The sequence below is a fragment of the Mycobacterium sp. 852002-51961_SCH5331710 genome (genome assembly GCF_001665535.1).
GTDB lineage: Bacteria > Actinomycetota > Actinomycetes > Mycobacteriales > Mycobacteriaceae > Mycobacterium.
In genome coordinates this window covers 50,034-71,048 of the sequence record NZ_LZSQ01000113.1, presented here as the reverse complement: position 1 = coordinate 71,048, position 21,015 = coordinate 50,034, and the positions used below count along the sequence as shown (strand labels likewise).

22 protein-coding genes and 1 pseudogene are annotated in these 21,015 nt (G+C 68.2%); 16 read left to right on the top strand and 7 right to left on the bottom strand.

Annotated elements, in window-relative coordinates; genetic code table 11:
- Nucleotides 1-8: 8 nt before the first annotated feature.
- A complete protein-coding gene (locus A5752_RS20105; RefSeq protein ID WP_067089175.1) occupies nt 9-962 on the bottom strand; it encodes an SGNH/GDSL hydrolase family protein in 954 nt (317 codons plus the stop codon).
- Nucleotides 963-1,168: 206 nt separating this feature from the next.
- On the opposite strand from A5752_RS20105, the gene A5752_RS20100 reads away from it, so the two are divergent.
- From A5752_RS20100 to A5752_RS20085, 5 genes and pseudogenes are all read left to right on the top strand, one after another.
- Nucleotides 1,169-2,230, top strand: coding sequence for an alpha/beta hydrolase fold domain-containing protein (locus tag A5752_RS20100; RefSeq protein WP_067089172.1), 1,062 nt, complete (start codon nt 1,169-1,171; stop codon nt 2,228-2,230).
- 41 nt (nt 2,231-2,271) lie between these two features.
- Nucleotides 2,272-3,672 (top strand): cystathionine beta-synthase, encoded by a 1,401-nt coding sequence (locus tag A5752_RS20095; protein ID WP_067089169.1) that lies wholly within the window; start codon nt 2,272-2,274, stop codon nt 3,670-3,672.
- A gap of 108 nt (nt 3,673-3,780) precedes the next feature.
- On the top strand, nt 3,781-4,389 hold the full coding sequence (locus A5752_RS20090) for an RDD family protein (RefSeq protein ID WP_067089166.1): 609 nt from the start codon (nt 3,781-3,783) through the stop codon (nt 4,387-4,389).
- Between the two features lie 18 nt (nt 4,390-4,407).
- Nucleotides 4,408-4,626 (top strand): annotated as a pseudogene (locus A5752_RS28345) (hypothetical protein); the annotation flags it as partial.
- Nucleotides 4,627-4,749: 123 nt separating this feature from the next.
- A complete protein-coding gene (locus A5752_RS20085) occupies nt 4,750-5,385 on the top strand; it encodes a DUF2189 domain-containing protein (protein WP_231983463.1) in 636 nt (211 codons plus the stop codon).
- Nucleotides 5,386-5,391: 6 nt separating this feature from the next.
- On the opposite strand, the gene A5752_RS20080 is transcribed toward A5752_RS20085, so the two are convergent.
- Nucleotides 5,392-6,564 carry an acyl-CoA dehydrogenase family protein gene (locus tag A5752_RS20080; protein WP_156614021.1) on the bottom strand — a complete coding sequence of 391 codons (1,173 nt, stop codon included), beginning with the start codon at nt 6,562-6,564 and terminating at the stop codon, nt 5,392-5,394.
- A gap of 54 nt (nt 6,565-6,618) precedes the next feature.
- Here A5752_RS20080 and A5752_RS20075 point away from each other — a divergent pair, with 54 nt between their 5' ends.
- Nucleotides 6,619-7,782: a cystathionine gamma-synthase gene (locus A5752_RS20075; protein ID WP_067089159.1), complete on the top strand. Its 1,164-nt coding sequence runs from the start codon at nt 6,619-6,621 to the stop codon at nt 7,780-7,782.
- Here the strand turns inward: A5752_RS20075 and A5752_RS20070 are convergent.
- The 3 genes from A5752_RS20070 to A5752_RS20060 form a co-directional block, all read right to left on the bottom strand.
- Nucleotides 7,779-8,447: a GOLPH3/VPS74 family protein gene (locus A5752_RS20070; RefSeq protein ID WP_067089158.1), complete on the bottom strand. Its 669-nt coding sequence runs from the start codon at nt 8,445-8,447 to the stop codon at nt 7,779-7,781. The genes A5752_RS20075 and A5752_RS20070 overlap by 4 nt on opposite strands.
- A gap of 55 nt (nt 8,448-8,502) precedes the next feature.
- Nucleotides 8,503-8,997, bottom strand: coding sequence for a transcription elongation factor GreA (gene greA / locus A5752_RS20065; RefSeq protein WP_067089155.1), 495 nt, complete (start codon nt 8,995-8,997; stop codon nt 8,503-8,505).
- Between the two features lie 236 nt (nt 8,998-9,233).
- Complete coding sequence (locus A5752_RS20060) at nt 9,234-9,656, bottom strand: DUF4307 domain-containing protein (RefSeq protein WP_067089153.1); 423 nt, start codon at nt 9,654-9,656, stop codon at nt 9,234-9,236.
- A gap of 119 nt (nt 9,657-9,775) precedes the next feature.
- Here A5752_RS20060 and mca point away from each other — a divergent pair, with 119 nt between their 5' ends.
- The 4 genes from mca to A5752_RS20040 are packed head-to-tail and all read left to right on the top strand — an operon-like array spanning nt 9,776 to nt 13,304.
- Nucleotides 9,776-10,645: a mycothiol conjugate amidase Mca gene (mca, locus tag A5752_RS20055; protein ID WP_067089569.1), complete on the top strand. Its 870-nt coding sequence runs from the start codon at nt 9,776-9,778 to the stop codon at nt 10,643-10,645.
- Nucleotides 10,642-10,926: a hypothetical protein gene (locus A5752_RS20050; RefSeq protein ID WP_067089150.1), complete on the top strand. Its 285-nt coding sequence runs from the start codon at nt 10,642-10,644 to the stop codon at nt 10,924-10,926. Before mca ends, A5752_RS20050 begins: the two co-directional genes overlap by 4 nt.
- Nucleotides 10,910-12,922, top strand: a complete 2,013-nt coding sequence (locus tag A5752_RS20045) for a thioredoxin domain-containing protein (RefSeq protein ID WP_067089147.1) — start codon at nt 10,910-10,912, stop codon at nt 12,920-12,922. The genes A5752_RS20050 and A5752_RS20045 overlap by 17 nt, the downstream gene beginning before the upstream one ends.
- Nucleotides 12,923-12,932: 10 nt before the next feature.
- A complete protein-coding gene (locus A5752_RS20040) occupies nt 12,933-13,304 on the top strand; it encodes a nuclear transport factor 2 family protein (protein ID WP_067089145.1) in 372 nt (123 codons plus the stop codon).
- An 8-nt stretch (nt 13,305-13,312) separates the two neighbouring features.
- Here A5752_RS20040 and trhA read toward each other — a convergent pair whose 3' ends face one another.
- A complete protein-coding gene (gene trhA, locus A5752_RS20035) occupies nt 13,313-14,053 on the bottom strand; it encodes a PAQR family membrane homeostasis protein TrhA (RefSeq protein WP_067089142.1) in 741 nt (246 codons plus the stop codon).
- Between the two features lie 55 nt (nt 14,054-14,108).
- On the opposite strand from trhA, the gene A5752_RS20030 reads away from it, so the two are divergent.
- From A5752_RS20030 to A5752_RS20015, 4 genes are all read left to right on the top strand, one after another.
- The gene (locus A5752_RS20030; protein ID WP_067089140.1) at nt 14,109-14,906 is read left to right on the top strand and encodes a (2Z,6E)-farnesyl diphosphate synthase; all 798 of its coding nucleotides are present in this window, start codon (nt 14,109-14,111) and stop codon (nt 14,904-14,906) included.
- A 15-nt stretch (nt 14,907-14,921) separates the two neighbouring features.
- A complete protein-coding gene (locus A5752_RS20025) occupies nt 14,922-16,280 on the top strand; it encodes a hypothetical protein (RefSeq protein ID WP_067089137.1) in 1,359 nt (452 codons plus the stop codon).
- Between the two features lie 77 nt (nt 16,281-16,357).
- A complete protein-coding gene (locus tag A5752_RS20020; RefSeq protein ID WP_067089134.1) occupies nt 16,358-16,786 on the top strand; it encodes a hypothetical protein in 429 nt (142 codons plus the stop codon).
- Between the two features lie 90 nt (nt 16,787-16,876).
- Entirely contained in the window at nt 16,877-17,287 is a 411-nt protein-coding gene (locus A5752_RS20015; protein ID WP_082963984.1) for a hypothetical protein, read from the top strand.
- A gap of 3 nt (nt 17,288-17,290) precedes the next feature.
- Here A5752_RS20015 and coaA read toward each other — a convergent pair whose 3' ends face one another.
- Nucleotides 17,291-18,244 carry a type I pantothenate kinase gene (gene coaA, locus A5752_RS20010; protein WP_067089131.1) on the bottom strand — a complete coding sequence of 318 codons (954 nt, stop codon included), beginning with the start codon at nt 18,242-18,244 and terminating at the stop codon, nt 17,291-17,293.
- A gap of 30 nt (nt 18,245-18,274) precedes the next feature.
- Here coaA and A5752_RS20005 point away from each other — a divergent pair, with 30 nt between their 5' ends.
- Both A5752_RS20005 and A5752_RS20000 read left to right on the top strand, forming a co-directional pair.
- Nucleotides 18,275-19,486, top strand: a complete 1,212-nt coding sequence (locus A5752_RS20005; protein ID WP_067089129.1) for a DUF885 domain-containing protein — start codon at nt 18,275-18,277, stop codon at nt 19,484-19,486.
- 23 nt (nt 19,487-19,509) lie between these two features.
- On the top strand, nt 19,510-20,973 hold the full coding sequence (locus A5752_RS20000; RefSeq protein WP_067089127.1) for a glycine hydroxymethyltransferase: 1,464 nt from the start codon (nt 19,510-19,512) through the stop codon (nt 20,971-20,973).
- The last annotated feature ends 42 nt before the right edge of the window (nt 20,974-21,015 follow it).

Here is a 21,015-nt window from a genome sequence, read left to right as displayed (position 1 = left end):
AGGAGAACCTAGCTCGCGGACGCCACGATGGGTGCGGGGACCCCAGTCGAGCGCCGCCACAGCCTGCTCAGCCCGCCGACCCGGGCCAGCAGCGCGAAGCCCTCGCCCGAGCGCGTCCGCCACGGCAACTCCGGCGCCACACCACCGAGCCAGTCGCTCAACGCATTACAGAGCGCGGGCAGCAGTTGCTGCGCGGCGAGCGCATATCCCGCGCCAGACGGATGGAACATGTCCGGCGAGAACAGCACGTCGGGGGTGGACCGGAAGTGCGGCGCCAGCAGATCGGCCAGGGGCACGGGAACGCCGCCCTCGGCCCGCACGGCGGCCGTCTGGGCGCGGGCCAGCCGCAGGCCGCGGCTGCGGGCGATCGCGCGCAGCGGTTGCGGTATCGCGGTGATGACGCCGAAGTCGGGGCACGTCCCGACCACCACGACGGCGCCCGCGGCGCGTAACCGCCGCACTGCCTTTCCCAACCGGTGCGCCGACGGTCGGATGCCGTTCGGCCGGGTGATGTCGTTGGCGCCGATCATGATCGCGGCCGCATCGGGCGGTGGCCCCGCCACGAACATCGCGTCGATTTGGCCGGCCAGTCCCTTCGACGTCGCCCCGACGATCGCCTTGGTGCTCAGCCGGATCCGCTTCCCGGAGACCTCGGCCAGTCCCCGTGCAAGCAGGACCCCGGGCACCTCTTCGGCGGTGGTGGCGCCGTAACCGGTGGCGGTGGAGTCGCCGAACACCATCAGATGCAGGTCGAACGGCACGTCACGATGCCACCGCTCGACGGAACCGCCGCCGGGGGAGTACACGCCGTCGGCCCGCGGCGGGATGTCCCACGCCTGCGGGATGACGCGTCGCGCCTGATCGGCCTGCCCGATCAGCAGGTTGCGCGCACCGACGTAAGCGGACCCGATGGTGGCCGCGGCCGCAAACGCGATGGTGGTCGTCCGTCGCGGTGTGCCCACGCAGGCAAGTTTAAGTGGGTTTTCTCGGGCTACCCGCGTGGCGAGAAGCCTTAGGGGGTCACATTGCGGTATCAACTCCGGTATCGAATATGACTCGCTGATTGTTGAAATGAACGTATGGTGTCAAGCTAAGACGCGAGTCACGTCCAGAAAATTAGGCGTACTCAGCACTACGGCGGCTTGAAACGTCGGAGGGGGTGGTTGTCATGACCGCACCAAGCAAGGTCGGCCATGTTCGCCGGCCAGGAGTATCGCCTGTTCACGCGCGTAAACCGCGCAAATTCCCGGTCAGCGACGGCGCGCCGGTAGAGGTTGTCGAAGACGGTCCAAGCCTCGGTGGCCGCCTGGCATCCCTCGCGGCTCTGCTAACTGTGAGGCCCACGCTAGCTATCGGCAGCTACGCGCCGCGACTGCCGTGGCCCTGGGGCCTGGTCGATTTCGTCTCGCGTATTGCGCGGCCCGCACCCGGCACCGTGCGCGCCACGATTTCTTTGCCGAACTGCACCGCGCAACTTGTCCGGGCGCCCGGCGTGCTGCCCGTGGACGGCAAACGCGGCGTCATCCTCTACATGCACGGCGGGGCCTTCCTGACCTGCGGCGTCAACTCGCACGGCCGACTGGTCCAGGCGCTGTCGGGTTACGCCGACTGCCCGGTGCTGGTGGTCAACTATCGGATGATCCCGAAGCACTCCGTCGGCATGGCCATCGACGACTGCTACGACGCCTACCAATGGCTGCGAATGCAGGGTTACGAGCCCGAGCAGGTCGTGCTGGCCGGCGACTCGGCGGGCGGCTACCTGGCGCTTGCGCTGGCCGAACGCCTGCAGCGCGAAGGCCTCGAGGGCGAGGTGCCCGCCGCGATGGTGACGATGTCCCCACTGTTCGAGATCGACAACGAGGCCCGCGCGAACCACCCGAACATCCGCACCGACGCGATGTTCCCGCCGCGGGCGTTCTACGCGCTGGTCGACCTGATCGAAGAGGCCGCGAAGCGGAGCAGCAAGGACGGCCCGGCCGAAGAGGTCTACGAGCCGCTCGACCACATCGAGCCCGGGTTGCCCCGGACGCTGATCCACGTCTCGGGGTCCGAGGTGCTGGTCAGTGACGCCCGCAAGGCCGCGCGGCGGCTGGCCGCCGCCGGCGTACCGGTCGAGGTCCGCGTCTGGCCAGGGCAGATGCACGTCTTCCAGATCGCGGCGCCGATCGTGCCCGAGGCCAAACGCTCACTGCGTCAGATCGGCGACTACATCCGAGAGGCCACCTGGTAACCCAGCTGGTGACGGGGAAAGCCGCCTGACACGATGGAGTCATGCGGATCGCCCGGCACGTCAGTGAGCTCATCGGCAACACCCCCCTGGTACAGCTGAACTCCGTTGTCCCCCAGGGAGCGGGCACGGTCGCGGCGAAGATCGAGTACCTCAACCCGGGCGGCAGCTCCAAGGACCGCATCGCGATCAAGATGATCGACGCCGCGGAGGCCAGCGGTGAGCTGCGGCCCGGCGGCACGATCGTCGAACCGACGTCGGGGAACACCGGCGTCGGGTTGGCTCTCGTCGCCCAGCAGCGCGGATACAAGTGCATATTCGTCTGCCCCGACAAGGTCAGCGAGGACAAGCGGAACGTGCTGCGCGCCTACGGCGCCGACGTGGTCGTCTGCCCAACGGCGGTGCCGCCCGACCATCCCGACAGCTACTACAGCGTGTCCGACCGGCTGGTGGGCGAGATCGACGGGGCGTGGAAGCCCGATCAGTACTCCAATCCGATGGGCCCGGAGTCGCACTACGAGACGACCGGCCCCGAGATCTGGGCCGACACCGACGGCAAGGTCACCCATTTCGTCGCGGGTGTGGGCACCGGCGGCACCATCACCGGCGCCGGTCGCTACCTGAAGGAAGTCTCCGGAGGCAAGGTCCGCATCATCGGCGCCGATCCGGAGGGATCGGTGTACTCGGGCGGCTCCGGCAGGCCGTACCTCGTCGAGGGCGTCGGCGAGGACTTCTGGCCCAAGGCCTACGACCCCGCGGTACCCGACGAGATCATCGCGGTCTCGGACGCCGATTCCTTCGAGATGACGCGTCGGCTGGCCCGCGAGGAGGCGTTGCTCGTCGGCGGGTCCTGCGGCATGGCCGTGGTCGCGGCCATCAAGGTGGCCGAGCAAGCCGGGCCCGACGCGCTCGTCGTCGTTCTTCTGCCCGACGGCGGAAGAGGTTATCTGTCAAAGATTTTCGACGACGACTGGATGTCCTCTTACGGGTTCCTGCGCAGCCGGCTCGACGGTTCGGTGGAGGAGTCGACGGTCGGCGACGTGCTGCGCGGAAAGTCGGGGGCGTTGCCCGACCTGGTGCATACGCACCCGTCGGAAACGGTGCGCGACGCGATCGGAATCCTTCGCGAATACGGCGTCTCGCAGATGCCCGTAGTCGGTGCCGAACCGCCGGTGATGGCGGGAGAGGTCGCGGGCAGCGTGTCCGAGCGCGAACTGCTTTCGGCCGTGTTCGAAGGTCGCGCCAAGCTCGCCGACGCGGTGGCCGACCACATGAGCCCGCCGCTACCGCTGATCGGGGCGGGCGAAACCGTCAGTGCCGCGGCGAAAGAACTTCGCGAGTGCGACGCCGTGATGGTTGTCGAGGAAGGCAAGCCGGTCGGCGTGCTGACCCGTCACGACCTGCTCGGTTTCCTGTCGGAAGGCAGTAAGCGCCGGGTTCGCTAGCACTCGCTTCGGACGTCTGCATTCCGCGCAGAAATCCCTGCACAGGGGCGCATCTCCGGTAATGTAAGCACGCTTGATCCCAGCTAAGAAGCAGACTGGAGTCGTCCGATGACCGATCAGCCGCAACCCCCCGGAGACTATCCGCCCCCACCGCCTGGTGGTTATCCGCCACCGCCAGAAGGTGACGGCACCCCGCCGACGGCGACGGGTTATCCACCTCCGGCACAACCGGTTCAAGCGCTGCCGAAAGAGGCTTACACGTCGTGGTTCACCCGCGTGCTGGCCTGGCTGGTCGACTCGATCCCGATTTTCATCCTGTGGGGTATCGGTTACGCGTTGCTGCTCGGAACCCAGGAAACCGCTTGCATCACCGACATTTCCGAGTACGAACTCGGCGAGTTCTGTGCGACGGGTGCGTCCACGGTCGGCCAGCTCGCGGTCACGATCACGTCGATACTCGTTCTGGCGTACGTGATCTGGAATTACGGCTACCGCCAGGGCACCACCGGGTCGAGCATCGGCAAGTCCATGCTGAAGTTCAAGGTTGTGGGCGAAAAGACCGGCCAGCCAATCGGTTTCGGTATGTCGGTGGTTCGTCAACTGGCACACATCATCGACGCCGCGATCTGTTACATCGGATATCTGTTCCCGCTGTGGGACGCCAAACGGCAGACCATTGCGGATAAACTCATCAGCACCGTCTGCTTACCGTTGTAGTCAACCGGGAAAGGTCACATGACTGATCAACCGCCCCCTCCGCCGGGAAACAACCCGCCACCTCCGCCCGGTGGTTATCCACCTCCGCCTCCGCCGGGGGGCTAGCCGCCGCCACCGCCTCCGGGCGGTTACCCGCCACCTCCGCAGCAGGGCGGTTACCCGCCACCGGGCGGTTATCCGCCGCCCGCGCCTGGCGGTTACCCGCCTCCCGGTGGCTACCCGCCGCCGGGTGGGCCGGGATTCCCAGGGGCACAGCAGTACAGCGTCGGCGACGCGTTCTCGTGGGCGTGGGGCAAGTTCACCTCCAACGCCGCGGCGCTGATCGTCCCGACGCTGGTCTACGGCCTGATCATCGTCGTGTTGCAGGCCATTTTCGGCACTCTGTCGGCCGTGGTCGACCCGGAGTCGACGAGTTACTCGTCCGACGGCGACGGATTCAGCTTCTCGTACAACGTCTCCGGACCGGCGGGTATCGCGATCACCATCCTCGGCTGGATCGTGGCCCTGGTGGTCGGCGGAATCATTCAATCCGCCTACTACAACGGCATATTGAGCGTCGCCAACGGCGAACGGGTGACCATCGGGTCGTTCTTCAAGCCGCGCAACGTCGGTGCCGTCATCATCGCGAGCGTGATCGTCGGAGTGTTGACCTCGATCGGCTTCGCGCTGTGCTTCATCCCTGGGTTCATCGTGGCCATCTTCACGATGTTCACCGTCATCGCCCTGCTGGACCGAAACCTGTCGCCGATCGATGCCATCAAGACCAGCTTCGACATCGCGAAGAACAACTTCGGTCAGGTGCTGCTGACCTTCCTCGTGGTCGTCGCGGTCACGCTCGTCGGTGCGTTGCTCTGCGGTGTGGGCCTGCTCGTCGCGCTTCCGCTGAGCGCGCTGATCGAGGTCTACGCGTACCGCAAGCTCAGCGGTGGTCAGGTCGCCGAACTGAACCCGCAACCTCTGCCGCCGGGCCCGCCGCCGCAGGTTCCGCAGCAGTAGAACGGTTCATCGGAAGGCGCTGACACCGGTCAGCGCCTCTCCGATGACCAACTGGTGCACCTCCGAGGTGCCCTCGTAGGTCAGCACCGACTCCAGGTTGTTCGCGTGCCGGATGACCGGGTACTCCAGGGTGATTCCGTTGGCGCCCAACAGGGTTCGGCACTGCCGGGCGATCTGGATGGCCTCGCGGACGTTGTTGAGCTTGCCGAAGCTGACCTGTTCGGGCTTGATGCGCCCCTCGTCCTTGAGTCTGCCCAGGTGAAGCGCGAGAAGTTGAGCCTTCCCGAGTTCGACTGCCATGTCGGCGATTTTGGCCTGGGTCAGCTGATAGGCCGACAGCGGTTTGTCGAACACCTCGCGGCTGCCGACATAGTCCAGTGCGGCCTGCAGGCAGTCCCTGGCCGCGCCGACGCTGCCGAACACGATCCCGAACCGGGCCTCCGACAGGCAGCTGAGCGGCCCGGACAACCCGCGGGCCTCGGGCAGTTTCGCGTCGTCGGGCAGCCGGACATCGTCGAGGTGCAGCTCTGAGGTCACCGAGGCCCGCAGCGACAGCTTGTGCGTCATGTCGGTGGCCTCGAAACCGGGCGTGCCGGCGGGCACCAGGAAGCCGGCCACTCCGTCGTCGGTCTGGGCCCACACGACCGCCACGTCGGCGACCGAGCCGTTGGTGATCCACATCTTCGAACCGTTGAGGATCCAGTCGGACCCGTCGCGCTTGGCGTTCGTGCGCATGCCACCCGGGTTCGACCCGAAGTCGGGTTCGGTCAGCCCGAAGCATCCGATCGCCTCGCCGGCGGCCATCGCGGGCAGCCACTGGTTGCGCTGCTCGTCGCTGCCCCAGCGGTGGATCGCGAACATCGCCAGCGAGCCCTGCACCGAGACCAGGCTGCGCAGCCCGCTGTCGACGGCCTCGAGTTCCTGGCACACCAGGCCGTAGGCCGTCGCGGTCGACCCGCCGCAGCCGTAACCGGTCAGGTGCATGCCGAGCAGGCCGAGCTTGCCGAAATCGGCGGCCAGTTCGCGCACCGGGACCTGACCGGTCTCGAACCATTCGGCGATGAACGGCCTCAACCGTTGCTCGCCGAACCGGCGCACGGTCTGGCGCAGTTCGATGTCTTCGGGTGACAGCAGGGAATCCAGCTCGAGCATGTCCTCGAGGCGGGTCGCAGAGCTCATGGGACATGTCTACCCGGTCGGCGCGGCTCACAGTCGTGGCTAGGCTGAGCGGTGATGTCTGAGAAGCAAACGCACGGTCTGTCCACTCGCGGCCTTTCCACGACGGCCATCCACGCCGTCCGCCCCGACCTGGCCACCGGCGCCGTCAACGCCCCGATCTACGCCAGTTCGACGTTCGCGCAGGACGGGGTCGGTGGGCTGCGCGGCGGCTACGAGTACGCCAGGACCGGCAACCCCACCCGGGGGGCGCTGGAGGCCTCCCTCGCCGCGGTGGAGTCGGCCGCCTACGGTCGGGCGTTCTCGTCGGGCATGGCCGCCACCGACTGCGCGCTGCGGGCGATCCTGCGGCCCGGCGATCACGTCGTGATGCCCGATGACGCGTACGGCGGGACATTCCGGCTGATCGACAAGGTTTTCACCAATTGGGGCATCGACTACACGGCCGTCTCGCTCGCCGATCTCGACGCGGTGCGCGCCGCGGTCACGCCGAACACCCGGCTGATCCTGGTGGAGACGCCCACCAACCCCCTGCTCTCGATCGCCGACATCAGCGCGATCGCCCGGATCGGGGCGGACTCGAACGTCAAAGTGTTGGTGGACAACACGTTCGCCTCGCCCGCGTTGCAGCAGCCGCTGCTGCTGGGCGCCGACATCGTGTTGCACTCCACGACCAAGTACATCGGCGGGCACTCCGACGTGGTGGGTGGGGCCCTGCTCACCAACGACGAGGAGCTCGACGCCGCATTCGCATTCCTGCAGAACGGCGCGGGTGCGGTGCCGGGACCGTTCGACGCCTACCTCACGCTGCGCGGCCTGAAGACCCTGGTGGTCCGGATGCAGCGGCACAGCGACAACGCGGCCGTCATCGCCGAGTTCCTCGACGGGCATCCCGCGATCGAGACCGTCCTCTATCCCGGCCTGCCCGGCCATCCCGGCCACGAGGTCGCGGCCAGGCAGATGACCGGGTTCGGCGGCATGATCTCCGTGCGGCTGCGCGGGGGGGCGGAGGCCGCGCGCAAGTTCTGTTCGCGCACAGAGGTTTTCATCCTCGCCGAGTCGCTGGGTGGTGTCGAGTCACTGATCGAGCACCCCGGCGCGATGACCCATGCTTCGACGGCCGGTTCCCAACTGGAGGTCCCCGACGATCTGGTGCGGTTGTCGGTCGGCATCGAGGACGTCGCTGATCTGCTCGCCGACCTCGAACAGGCGTTGAGTTAGCCGCTGCGCAGCGCCGGACGCAGCGCCGAGGCCGTGACCGCGAGGTTCATCTCGGGCAGCGCCGTCGGGGACTCGTCGACCCAACTGCCGAGCGCGATTTCGCCGGCGCGCGCGTGCACCCACCGCCACCCGCGGTCGTTGAGGCTCAGTAGTGCGCCCAGACCGTCGACCGCGTGCAGCAGCGAGATGATCGCCGCCGTGGACGGCGTCGGCGCGGTGCGATCGAACAGCGCCGACAACAGCGCCGAACGGGCCTGTCCCGCCCGGTTTCGATTGGTCAGCGGCCAGGCGAAGTCGTGCCCGAACCGCTTGTCCGGCAACGGGACACGGCGGATCTGCCCGGTGCGCTCCAGGTGGCCGGCGAGTTGCCCTTCGGTGTGCTTGGCCAGCCGCTTGACCGCGGTCCGCGGCCGCAGCGGGCGGCGTTGCAACAGCTCGAACGCCGGCTGGGTCACCGGATCCGGCGGGCCCGGCACCGACAACGCAATCAGGCGGCCCGGTTCGACCGGCTCGCCGTCGACCGAGGGCCGCACCCGGCAGGCCAGGGCCAGATCGAGCAGCACCGCCGCGGCCAGGACCCGCTCACGTCGCACACGATCGAGAACGGGCTGCGCGGACGCGTTGTCGAGCAGCAGCAGGAACAGGTCCTCGGCGATCTGCGCCATGAGCGGATGCTAAACCGCACCCACCCCCGGACCCGAATTCAGCCGGAGGCCTTCGTCAGGCGTGGTAGGGCTCGGCCTCGAGCAGCTTCACCTTGACCGTGCTGCCGCTGGGCACCGTGTAGGTGCGCACGTCGCCGACCTTCGCGTCGATGAGCGCCTCGCCCAGCGGGGACTTCGGCGAGTACACCTCGAGCTTGCCGTCGCTGATGCCCTCCTGGCGGGTGGCGATCAGGAAGGTCTCGGTGTCGCTCTCGTCGTCGCCGTACTGCACCTTGACCACCGAGCCGGGCAGCGCGACACCGGATTGCTTGGGCGCCTCGCCGACCTTGGCGTTGTTGAGCAGTTCCTGCAGCTGACGAATCCGGGCCTCCTGTTGGCCCTGCTCCTCGCGGGCGGCGTGGTATCCGCCGTTCTCGCGGAGGTCGCCCTCTTCGCGACGGTCGTTGATTTCAGCGGCGATGACGGGCCGGTTGGCGATCAGCTGGTCGAGCTCCGCCTTCAACCGGTCGAATGCCTCCTGCGTGAGCCAGGTGACCTGCGTATCGGTCATGTCGTCGCGCTCCTGTCTATTGCGTGTTCTCGCGCTCTTCTCGCGTAAGAAGTCTGGTGGTACGGCGCCGGGGCTTGACGTGTATTGCCGCGTCGGCGCGTTCGATCACAGCACCAAATGCAGCAATACACGGCTCCAGCAGGAACCGTGTACTCGCCCATGGTAGCACCGAAGGGTCAACCGGTTTTCACAAATTCGCAGTTCGCCGTTTGCTGGGCCGACGAATCACCGTGATCTCAAGGCGCCACGAGATAGGGCGGCACGTCGGCTCCGCAGCCGTAGATGTCGCCGATCACGGGCTGGCGGGTGGCCTTGACGGGCGCGGTCACTTGGACGGTTTGTTGCGTCGACGGCGGGATGAGCACCTCGCGCCGACCGGTCTCGGCGCCGTCGATGGATCGTGCCCGAACGATGCAGACGGCCGGTTGGGACGGGTCTTCTCGCGTGACGCTGATCGTCACCGACACCGTCTGGTCGTCGATCAGCTCGTAGGCGCTCAGCTCACCCTTGACCGGCTCGCCTTCGAACCGGTCGAACGCGACGACGGCGATCGCCACACCCACGGCGAGGGCGAGCAGGGTCAAGCCGACGACGATCCAGCGGCGGCGGCCACGGGACAGCCGCTGACGCCCATAGCGTGCGGCGGGGCGATCGATCATCTAGTTTTCTATGCCCGTCGGTCGGATAGATCTACAGAACTGGAACTATAGGGACTACTGAAAAGTCTCCGCGGGTTGATATGGCCGGAGACGACAGCGCGATGGTAAGGCAGAGCAGGTTGAGCGAACTGCGGTTGATGGCGGTGCACGCCCACCCGGACGACGAGTCCAGCAAGGGCGCCGCCACGATGGCTCGGTACGTGGACGAGGGCGTCCGCGTGCTCGTCGTGACGCTCACCGGCGGCGAGCGCGGCGACATCCTCAATCCCGCCATGGACCTGCCCGAGGTCCACGGACGGATGGCCGAGATCCGCCGCGACGAGATGGCCAAGGCCGCCGAGATCCTCGGTGTCGAACACCACTGGCTCGGCTTCGTCGACTCCGGCCTGCCCGAAGGCGACCCGCCGCCACCGCTGCCGGAAGGTTGCCTCGGCGTGGTTCCGCTCGAGCAACCGGCAGAGGCGCTGGTCCGCGTCGTGCGCGAGTTCCGGCCGCACGTGATGACCACTTACGACGAGAACGGCGGCTATCCGCACCCGGACCACATCCGGTGCCACCAGGTGTCGATGGCTGCCTACGAGGCGGCCGGCGACCACCGCTTGTTCCCCGACGCCGGCGAGCCGTGGAACGTCCAGAAGCTGTACTACACCCACGGCTTCCTGCGGCAGCGCATGCAACTGCTGCAGGACGAGTTCGCCAAACACGGCGAGGTCGGGCCCTTCGACAAGTGGCTCAAGCACTGGGACCCCGATCACGACATCTTCGCCAAGCGGGTGACCACCCGCATCGAGTGCGCCAAGTACTTCGCCGTGCGCGACGACGCGTTGCGCGCGCATGCCACCCAGATCGACCCCAACGGGGACTTCTTCCGCGCCCCGATCGAGTGGCAGCAACGGCTCTGGCCCACCGAGGAGTTCGAGCTGGCCCGCTCCCGGGTGCCGGTGTCGCTGCCCGAGGACGACCTCTTCGCCGGGATCGAGGACCGATGAACCTGCTGCTCGCCGTAGGCATGCTGGCCCAGGACCCGCCACGGGACACCGGACCCGACTTCGGAAAGGCCAGCCCGATCGGCCTTCTGGTCGTCGTGCTGCTCCTGATCGGGACGTTCCTGCTGGTGTGGTCGATGAACCGGCAGCTGCGCAAGGTGCCGAAGTCGTTCGACGTGCAGGCGCCGGAGGCGGAGCAGATCGCCGAGCCGTCCGACGGGGCGCAGGCGCCGAGTGAATCGGAGGCGCCGCCCGACGGGACGAAGCGTGAGCCCGGGGGCTAACACCCTCGCGCGGGCAACCAGCCCGTATCTGCGCCAGCACGCCGGGAATCCGGTGCACTGGCGCGAATGGACGCCCGAGGCGCTGGCCGAGGCGGCCGCTCGTGACGTACCGATCCTGCTGTCGATCGGCTACGCGGCCTGCCATTGGTGCCACGTCATGGCCCACGAGTCGTTCGACGACGACGAGGTGGCCGCGGCGATGAATGACGCGTTCGTCTGCATCAAGGTCGACCGCGAGGAGCGGCCCGACCTCGACGCGGTGTACATGAACGCGACGGTCGCGCTGACGGGCCAGGGCGGCTGGCCGATGACCTGCTTCCTCACCCCGGACGGCAGGCCGTTCTTCTGCGGCACCTACTACCCGAAGCCGACCTTCCTCCAGTTGCTGGCCGCGGTGACCGACACCTGGCGCAACCGCCGCGGTGAAGTGGAGGAGGCGTCCGACCGGATCACCGAGGAGCTGCGGTCGATGGCGGCCGGGCTGCCCGGCGGGGGGCCGCCGCTGCAACCGGCCCTGTGCGACCACGCCGTTGCCGCGGCGCTGCAGGACGAGGACGTGGCCCGCGGCGGGTTCGCCACGAATCCGGCGGGCGCTCCGAAGTTTCCGCCGTCGGCGTTGCTCGAGGGACTGTTGCGCAACCATGAGCGCACCGGCGACGTCATGCCGTCAGAGACCGTCGAGCGCACCTGCACGGCGATGGCCCGCGGCGGCATCTACGACCAGTTGGCCGGGGGTTTCGCGCGCTACAGCGTCGACGCGGCCTGGGTGGTCCCACACTTCGAGAAGATGCTGTACGACAACGCCCTGCTGTTGCGGGTGTACGCGCACTGGGCGCGGCGGACAGGAAATCCGTTGGCGCACAGGGTCGCCGCCGAGACCGCCACGTTCATGATCGACGAGCTCGGCGCCGGCGGCATGTTCACCTCATCATTGGACGCCGACGCGGACGGGGTGGAGGGGCTGACCTATGTGTTCACCCCTGCGCAGCTGCGCGAGGTCCTGGGCGGCAACGACGGACGTTGGGCGGCAGAGCTTTTCGAGGTGACCGACGAGGGCACCTTCGAGCGCGGCGCGTCGGTGCTGCAGTTGCCGCGCGACCCCGACGAGCCGGAACGGTTCACCAGGGTGCGGGCGGCGTTGCTGGCTTCTCGGCTCACCCGGCCCCAACCGGGCCGCGACGACAAGATCGTCACCGCGTGGAATGGCCTGGTCATCACCGCGCTGGCAGAAGCCGCCGTCGCACTCGACCGGCCCGAATTCCTCGACGCCGCAACGCGATGCGCGCAGGCGATCTGGGACCTGCACATGGTGGACGGCAGGCTCCGTCGGGCCAGCCTCGGCGGGGTGGTGGGCGACAGCACCGGAATCCTCGAGGACCACGGCGCGCTGGCCACCGGTCTGCTGACCGTTCACCAGATGACCGGCGATCTGCAGTGGCTGGAAGCGGCGACGACGCTGCTCGACATCGCGCTCGACCACTTCGCCGACCCGCAGCGCCCCGGCCGGTGGTTCGACACCGCCGACGACGCCGAGGCGTTGATGGTCCGCCCGGCCGACCCGCTCGACGGGGCGACGCCCTCGGGAGCGTCGCTGATCGCCGAGGCACTGCTCACCGCGGCGCACCTGGTACCGGCCGAACGGGCCGACCGCTACGCCGCGGCGGCCGACGCCACGCTGGCGGCGGCCACACCGATCCTGACCCGGCTGCCGCGTTCCGGAGGTCACTGGCTCGCGGTCGCGGAGGCGGCGGTGCGCGGGCCCATCCAGATCGCGGTGGCGTGCGACCCGGCGCGGTCGGAGCTGTTGTCGGCCGCGCGGCGGCTCGCGCCGGGCGGGGCTGTCGTCGTCGGTGGTGCGGTGAATTCGTCCGAGCTGCTGACCGACCGCGACCGCGTCGACGGTGCCGACGCCGCCTATGTGTGCCGCGGCCGAACGTGCGACCTGCCGGTCACCACCGCACCGGAACTCGCTGCCGCACTGGGCGCGTCCGTGTAGCGTTCGGCGCATGCCGACGCCGGAAGACAACGCCAAGACCGTCACCCGCTACCTCGAGTTGGCCGCCCACGGCAAGGCCGACGACATCGCCGAGTTGTACGCCGACGACGCCACTGTCGAGGATCCGGTCGGCGGTGAGGTGCACATCGGCCGCAAGGCGATCCGTGGGTTCTACGACGCGCTGCCCACGATGGGCGCCCAGGCCGACGTCGTCACGCTGCGCGCGCTCGGGAACGAGGTGGCGTTCTTCTGGTCGCTGACCATCGACCTCGGCGAGAACAAGATGCGCATCGAGATCATCAGCGTCATGACCTTCAACGAGGAGGGCAAGATCGCCTCGATGAAGGCCTACTGGACCCCGGAGAACGTCACCCAGCTCTAGGGAACGCCCTAGAAGACGGCGAACCACATCGCGATGTAGTGGCAGATGGCCGCCACCGCGGTGCACGCGTGGAAGAACTCGTGGTGGCCGAACACCGTCGGCCACGGGTTGGGCCACTTGAGCGCGTAGAGCACGCCGCCGATGCTGTAGAGCGCGCCGCCGACGATCAACAACACCAGCGCGGCGACCCCCGCGCCGTGGGTGATCGGTCCGACGAACCAGGCCGCCACCCAGCCCAGCAGGATGTAGAGCGGCACGCCCACCCACCGCGGCGCCGACGGCCAGAAGCACTTGAGCAGCACGCCCGCGATCGCCCCGGCCCAGACGATCCAGAACAGCACCATGCCGTCGGTCTCCGGCAGGGCCAACAGGGCGAACGGCGTGTAGCTGCCCGCGATGAACACGAAGATCATCGAGTGGTCGAGTCGCTTCATCCACTTGCGGGCGGTCGGGGACTTCCAGTTGACCCGGTGGTAGGCGCCGCTGACGCTGAACATCGCCACGATGGTGAGCGTGTAGATCAGGGTCGCGATGCCCGCGCGCGTGGACTGCACCGACCAGGAGACCGACACCAGCGTGGCGCCGCAGATGGCGGCGATCACCGCCGCGTAGACGTGGATCCAGCCTCGGGCACGCGGTTTGTTGATGAAGCTGGCGACACCGTCGACGACGGCTTCCGGGAAGTCCTCCGGGCTGCTCTGCGGGTCGCGCGCCTTGTCGGAATCGGTCTCGTCGATGGATCGCGTCATCTCACCTCCACTAATGCCATGGGGGTTATCGAACCTCACAGTAGTCTGGATCTTCGTGGAGCTCATTCCCCCGCGCCTCAAAGAGCCGGCCTACCGGCTGTACGAGTTGCGGCTTCGCCAGGAGCTGGCGCGGGCCAAATCCCAACTGCCACGCCATATTGCCGTTTTGTGTGACGGTAACCGCCGGTGGGCGCGTGACCTTGGCCACGACGACGTCAGCGTGGGATACCGGATGGGCGCCAAGAAGATCGCCGAGATGCTGCGCTGGTGCCAGGAGATCGGCATCGAGATGGCGACGGTGTATCTGCTGTCGACGGAGAATCTGCAGCGCGCCCCCGACGAGCTGTCCCCGCTGATCGAGATCATCACCGACGTCGTCGAGGAGATCTGCGCGCCGGCCAACCACTGGAGTGTGCGCACGGTCGGCGATCTGGAGCTGATCGGTGAGGAGCCGGCGCGCCGGCTGCGCGATGCGGTCGGGTCGACGCAGTCGGAGGCTCCTACCCACACTTTCCATGTCAACCTCGCCGTGGGTTACGGCGGCCGCCAGGAGATCGTCGACGCGGTGCGCCAACTGCTGTCCAAGGAGCTGGCCAACGGCAGCACCGGTGAACAGCTCATCGAGGCCGTCACCATCGACGCGATCTCGGAGAACCTCTACACCTCCGGCCAACCCGATCCCGACCTGGTCATCCGGACGTCGGGGGAGCAGCGGCTGTCGGGCTTCCTGTTGTGGCAGAGCGCCTATTCGGAGATGTGGTTCACCGAGGCGTACTGGCCCGCGTTCCGACGGGTCGACTTCCTGCGCGCGCTGCGCGATTACACCGGCCGCCATCGCCGGTACGGAATGTGATGCCACACTGAGAACATGGCTGCGCTGTCGGCGGTGGTCTTCGCGCTCAGCTGGTGGTTGGGGCTCTATCTTTTGGCCCGCGACCCCCGAAAACCTGTGCTGGTTCTGGCCGCGATCGGGTTGACGAGCTTCGCGGCGGTGGTGGCGCTGGACGCCGTGCGCACGATCAGCGGCGCCGACGTGCTCGGCCGCATCGAGGTCTACCTCGTCGCCGTTCCCGGCATCGCATGGTTCGCGGTGCTCCTCGAGATGTCCCGGCCGCGCGACACCTGGCGCAGCCGCGCGGGTGAGCTCGGTTTGGTGGCGGCGGTCGCCGCGGCGGCGTTCGTCGGCGCCGCGATGGCTTCAAGCGTCGACGGTCCACTGCGGACCGGCCACTGGGTGATGTTCGCGGCGGTGTCGCTGTCGTCGTTGGGAGCTCTGGCGCACGCGGTGATTCGCCGGTCGCAGCCGCGCCGGGTCGTCGGGTTCGTGGTGATCGCGACGCTGTTCTTCGCGCTGGGCAACGCGATCCTGGTGATCCCGCTGGGTTTGGTGCCGAGCTGGTTGGCGTTGGCGTCGACGGGGTTCGACGTGGCGCTGCTGGGTGTGGCGGTCGCGATCGGCGACGCGTTCGACGAGGGACAGGCGCTGCGCGCCGACATGTTGCGCTCTTTCGCGGCGACGACGGTGGTGGCGGTGTTGTTCGGCGGGCAGGCTCTGGTCGGGTTGGCCGTGACCGGCCACGACACCGCGCTGACCGTACTGCTGTTCACCAGCCTGGCGGTCGCGATCGCGATCAACGTGCTGGCCGACCCGTTGGCCGGCGCGCTCGACAGGTTGGCGTTCTCGCGGTCGCCGACCCTCCGCGCCGACCGCGCCGCGCTGCGCAGTACCGAGGCGGCGCTGCCGCTGCGCAAGGACAACCCGCTCGACGGCGTCGACGAGGAGGCGTTCGCCCGGCTGACCCGCCGCGCGCTGGGCCACTACGGCGATCTCTCGAAGCTGATCGCCAGCCCGCTGACCCGATTGCCGATCATCGACGAGCGGTTGGCGGCGCGCGGTGCACCCGATCAGCCGCTGGAACGCGCGACCGAACTCAAGGCGCTGCTGGCCGAGCGCATCGCCCGGCTCAAGCCGCGCGACGGTGGCGAGTTCGGCACCACCGAGGAGTGGCGCCACTACAACTCGCTGTACTTCCCGTACGTCGTCGGGGTGCGGGCCTATGCGCAGAACGCCACCGCCGCCGGGCTCGATCCCGTCGCCCGCCTGGCCTGGCAGTGGTTCGTCACCGAGGTGCCGCAACGGTCGCTGCACAACTGGCAGAACGCGGCGGCGCGGCTGATCGCCGCCGACCTGCGCGGCAACCTGGTCGCCGCGCGAAGCGACGCCTGAACCCGTGACCTGCGGTTGGCAGTAGCTGGCAGCGTTCTGCGTCGATCTGGCAGCGGGATCTGAGCAGTGTCGGTGCCATGACCACAGCAACCCGCCCGATCCGCGACACCGCCGACGACGACGGCGATGTCGGGACCGACTCCCTCCTGCGCTTCGCATTGCGCGCCGATGCGACCCTGTGCGGCGGCCTCGGGCTGATCATCGTGATGGCCGCCGATCCGCTCTCCCGAGTGAGCGGTCTGTCGGCCACCAGCGAGTGGATCGCCGGCGCAGCGCTCGTCGCCTACGGCCTCGCGCTGTTCCTGGGCGCCGCGGTGCCCGATGTTCGGCGCCTCGGCGTCGGCGTGCTCGCCGGCAACGTCGCGTTCGCGGTCGTCGTGAGCGCGGTGCTGGTGGCCGGCCTGCTGCCGCTGACCGAATTCGGCGTCGTGGGCATCGCGGCGTTCACCGTCGCGACCGTCGCGTTCGCGTGGGCCCAGTACCTCGGGATCCGTCGGCTGACGTGATCCCCACATGACTGGTCCGGAGCCGCCGTCGTCAGAGGTTGCGGCGTCGGCTCCGGAACGGTCCCCTCACCCCACCAGAAAGGAAATACGATGACCGCTATCTCCACGCCAAGACTGCGCGAGTCCAACGACTCGTTCCTGCGTTTCGCATTGCGGGCCGACGCGATCGCCAGCGGGCTGATGGGCCTGGCCGGTGTCTTGCTGGCGGGGTGGCTGGCCGAGATCTCAGGGACGTCGGTCGCATTCGAGTACGCGGTGGGCGCTGTTTTCATCGCGTTCGCGATCGGTGTGTTCGCATTCGCCGCCATGCCGTCGGTGAAAGCCACCGGCATCGTGATCGCGGTCGGAAACGTGGCGTACACCGTCGCCACCGTCGTGTTCGTCTTGGCCGACGTCTTCCCGCTGACGAGCACCGGAGTCGTGCTGACCCTGGCGACCGGCGTCTACACGTTGGTGATGGCCGAACTGCAATACCAGGGAATCCGCCGCATCAACCGGTGACGGCTACAGCTTGCGCAGGCGCAACCGGTTGATCGAGTGGTCGGCGTCCTTGCGCAGGACCAGCGTCGCCCGCGGCCGCGTCGGCAGGATGTTCTCGATCAGGTTGGGCCGGTTGATCGAATGCCAGATGTCGCGGGCGGCGAACACGGCCTGCTCGTCGGTGAGCGTGGCGTAGTGGTGAAAATGCGAGGCCGGGTCGGCGAACGCCGTGGTGCGCAAGCCGAGGAAGCGATCGATGTACCACTGCTCGATGTCGTCGATGCGGGCGTCGACGTAGACCGAGAAGTCGAAGAGGTCAGAGACCATCAACGTGGGCCCGGTCTGCAGCACGTTGAGGCCCTCGAGGATCAGGATGTCCGGATGCCGCACGATCTGCTTCTCGCCGGGCACGATGTCGTAGAGCAGATGCGAGTACACCGGCGCACACGCGTATTCCGCACCTGATTTCACCGTCGTGACGAACCGCATCAGCGCGCGGCGGTCGTAACTCTCGGGGAAACCTTTGCGGCCCATCAGGTTCCGGCGAACCAGCTCGGCGTTCGGGTAGAGGAACCCGTCCGTGGTCACCAGGTCGACGCGCGGGTGGTGCTCCCAGCGCGCCAGAAGTGCCTGCAGCACACGGGCGGTCGTGGACTTGCCGACCGCGACGCTGCCCGCCACGCCGATCACGAACGGCACCGGCCGGTCGGGGTTCTGCGCCGACTCGCCGTTGCCGTCACCGCCCAGGAACTCGGCGGTGGTCGCGAACAACCGTTGGCGCGCGGCGACCTGTAGGTGGATCAGCCGGGCCAGCGGCAGATACACCTCCTCGACTTCGAGCAGGTCGATCTTCTCGCCGATGCCGCGCAGCTTCTTCAGCTCGTCCTCGGTCAGTTTGAGCGGGGTCGACATGCGGAGATTCCGCCACTGACTCCGGTCGAACTCCACGTATGGGCTGGGTTCGCTCAGCCGCGCCATGCGCCCAGTGTTGCATCTACGGTTGTGAACATGGACGCCAGCACCTCAGATTCGTTGGTTCGCGAGTATCTGCTGCTCGGTCTGCGCTTCGACCGGGTGGAGGAGGGCTACGTCGACTCGTTCACCGGTGATCCGGCGCTGCGCCGCGCCGTCGCCGCCGAACCGCAGCCCGATCCCGCGGAATTGGCCCGGCAGGCCGAGCGGCTGCTGGGCGAGGTGACCTCGGTCGACGGGCTGGAGCAGCCGCGCAAGGACTACATCGGCGCGCACCTGCGGGCGCTGGCGTGCGCGGGCCGGAAGTTCGCCGGTGACCAGGTCGGTTTCGTCGACGAGGTCGAGGCGTACTTCGACGTGCACATCGGCAAGGGCGACCCGGAGCGCTACCGCCAGGCCCATCGCCGGCTCGACGAGGTGCTGGAAGGGTCCGGTCCGCTCGCCGACCGGATGCAGGCGTACCGCGCGGCTGAGGAGATTCCGCCTGCGCGCCTCGAGGAATGCATTCACGCGTTCTCCAGCGCGCTGCGTGACCGGGTGCGCGCCGAGTACCCGCTGCCCGACGCGGAGACCATCACCTACGAGGTGGTCACCGACAAGCCGTGGTCGGGGTTCAACTACTACCACGGGGACTGCAAGTCGACCGTCGCCGTCAACGCCGACCTCAAACAGCAGATGTCGAACCTGCCGCGGCTGGTCGCGCACGAGTCGTATCCGGGCCATCACACCGAGCACTGCCGCAAGGAGGTCGGCCTGGTCGAGGGCAGGGGACAGGCCGAGCAGACCATCTTTCTGGTCAACACCCCGCAATGCCTGATGGCCGAGGGCCTTGCCGACTTGGCGCTCTACGCGGCGGTCGGCGCGGACTGGGGCGCATGGGCGAGCGAGATCTACGCCGACCTGGGACTGCGGTTCGACGGCGAACGGGCTCAGGCGGTGTCAGAGGCGACGGCTGCGCTGGCCGAGGTGCGTCAAGACGCGGCGCTGATGCTGCACGACGAGCATCGCGACGTCGACGACGTCGTCGCGTTCCTCAAGCGGTGGCTGCTGGTGAACGACCAGCGCGCCCGCCAGATGCTGCGGTTCCTATCGTCGCCGCTGTGGCGCGCCTACACCAGCACCTACGTCGAGGGCTACCGCTTGCTGCGGGGCTGGCTGGACGCCAGGCCCTCCGACGTCGGCCTGACCCAGCGGTTCGGCACCCTCCTCGACGAACCGTTGATCCCGTCGGTCCTGCGGGCGGCCTGAGGCGCCCGACTAGGCTGAACCCCATGACTGCAGAACCCGTGACCTCCAACGGTGCCGCTCCTGGCGCGGCGTACGCCGAGACCGCGAGCGCCGCCTACCGGGCCGCGTTGCAGGTGATCGAGTCGGTCGAGCCGCGTATCGCGGCCGCCACGCGCAAAGAGCTTGCCGATCAACGGGATTCGCTCAAGTTGATCGCCAGCGAGAACTACGCCTCGCCCGCGGTGCTACTGACGATGGGCACCTGGTTCTCCGACAAGTACGCCGAGGGGACGATCGGACACCGGTTCTACGCGGGCTGCCAGAACGTCGACACGGTCGAGAGCATCGCCGCCGAACACGCCCGCGAGCTGTTCGGGGCGCCGTACGCCTACGTGCAGCCGCACTCCGGCATCGACGCCAACCTGGTCGCCTTCTGGGCGATCCTGGCCACCCGCGTGGAGGCTCCGGAACTGGCCGAGGCCGGCCTCAAGCACGTCAACGACCTGTCCGAGACCGACTGGGAGAAGCTGCGCAACAAGCTCGGCAACCAGCGGCTGCTGGGGATGTCGCTGGACGCGGGCGGCCACCTCACCCACGGCTTCCGGCCCAACATCTCCGGCAAGATGTTCCACCAGCGCAGCTACGGCACCGACCCGAACACCGGGTTCCTCGACTACAAGGCCGTGGCCCAGGCCGCCCGCGAGTTCAAGCCGCTGATCATCGTGGCCGGCTACTCGGCCTACCCGCGACGGGTCAACTTCGCCACGATGCGCGAGATCGCCGACGAGGTCGGCGCGACGCTGATGGTCGACATGGCGCACTTCGCGGGCCTGGTCGCGGGCAAGGTGTTCACCGGCGACGAGGACCCGGTGCCGCACGCCCACGTCACCACCACGACGACCCACAAGTCGCTGCGCGGGCCGCGCGGCGGGATGGTGCTCGCCCAGCCCGAGTACTCCGACGCCGTGGACAAGGGCTGCCCCATGGTGCTGGGCGGACCGCTGTCGCACGTCATGGCCGCCAAGGCCGTCGCGCTCGCCGAGGCCCGCCAGCCCGCCTTCCAGGCCTACGCGCAGCGCGTCGCCGACAACGCCCAGGCCCTGGCCGACGGGTTCCTCAAGCGCGACGCCGGTCTGGTCACCGGTGGCACCGACAACCACATCGTGTTGCTCGACGTCACCTCGTTCGGCCTGACCGGCCGCCAGGCCGAGTCGGCCCTGCTCGACGCGGGCATCGTCACCAACCGCAACTCGGTGCCCGCGGACCCGAACGGGGCCTGGTACACCAGCGGGATCCGGCTGGGCACCCCCGCGCTGACCACCCGGGGATTCGGCGCGGACGACTTCGACCGCGTGGCCGAACTCATCGTCGACGTGCTGTCGAACACTCAACCTCAGGGCACGTCGAAGGCCAAGTACACGCTGGCCGACGGCACCGCCGAGCGCGTGCACACCGCCTCGGCCGAGCTGCTGGACGCGAACCCCCTGTATCCGGGGCTGACGCTCTAGCTCACGCGGCACGCTGGGCGGGAATTTTACGATTCCCACAGA

Coding starts and splice junctions, on each gene's coding strand:
- A5752_RS20050 (WP_067089150.1), top strand. CDS start 10,642: ATGAACCTGCTGCTCGCCGTAGGCATGCTGGCCCAGGACCCGCCACGG.
- A5752_RS20080 (WP_156614021.1), bottom strand. CDS start 6,564: ATGAGCTCTGCGACCCGCCTCGAGGACATGCTCGAGCTGGATTCCCTG.
- coaA (WP_067089131.1), bottom strand. CDS start 18,244: ATGGCGCGGCTGAGCGAACCCAGCCCATACGTGGAGTTCGACCGGAGT.
- A5752_RS20025 (WP_067089137.1), top strand. CDS start 14,922: ATGGCTGCGCTGTCGGCGGTGGTCTTCGCGCTCAGCTGGTGGTTGGGG.
- greA (WP_067089155.1), bottom strand. CDS start 8,997: ATGACCGATACGCAGGTCACCTGGCTCACGCAGGAGGCATTCGACCGG.
- A5752_RS20040 (WP_067089145.1), top strand. CDS start 12,933: ATGCCGACGCCGGAAGACAACGCCAAGACCGTCACCCGCTACCTCGAG.
- A5752_RS20015 (WP_082963984.1), top strand. CDS start 16,877: ATGACCGCTATCTCCACGCCAAGACTGCGCGAGTCCAACGACTCGTTC.
- A5752_RS20020 (WP_067089134.1), top strand. CDS start 16,358: ATGACCACAGCAACCCGCCCGATCCGCGACACCGCCGACGACGACGGC.
- trhA (WP_067089142.1), bottom strand. CDS start 14,053: ATGACGCGATCCATCGACGAGACCGATTCCGACAAGGCGCGCGACCCG.
- A5752_RS20095 (WP_067089169.1), top strand. CDS start 2,272: ATGCGGATCGCCCGGCACGTCAGTGAGCTCATCGGCAACACCCCCCTG.
- A5752_RS20075 (WP_067089159.1), top strand. CDS start 6,619: ATGTCTGAGAAGCAAACGCACGGTCTGTCCACTCGCGGCCTTTCCACG.
- A5752_RS20000 (WP_067089127.1), top strand. CDS start 19,510: ATGACTGCAGAACCCGTGACCTCCAACGGTGCCGCTCCTGGCGCGGCG.
- A5752_RS20090 (WP_067089166.1), top strand. CDS start 3,781: ATGACCGATCAGCCGCAACCCCCCGGAGACTATCCGCCCCCACCGCCT.
- A5752_RS20060 (WP_067089153.1), bottom strand. CDS start 9,656: ATGATCGATCGCCCCGCCGCACGCTATGGGCGTCAGCGGCTGTCCCGT.
- A5752_RS20070 (WP_067089158.1), bottom strand. CDS start 8,447: ATGGCGCAGATCGCCGAGGACCTGTTCCTGCTGCTGCTCGACAACGCG.
- A5752_RS20100 (WP_067089172.1), top strand. CDS start 1,169: ATGACCGCACCAAGCAAGGTCGGCCATGTTCGCCGGCCAGGAGTATCG.
- A5752_RS20005 (WP_067089129.1), top strand. CDS start 18,275: ATGGACGCCAGCACCTCAGATTCGTTGGTTCGCGAGTATCTGCTGCTC.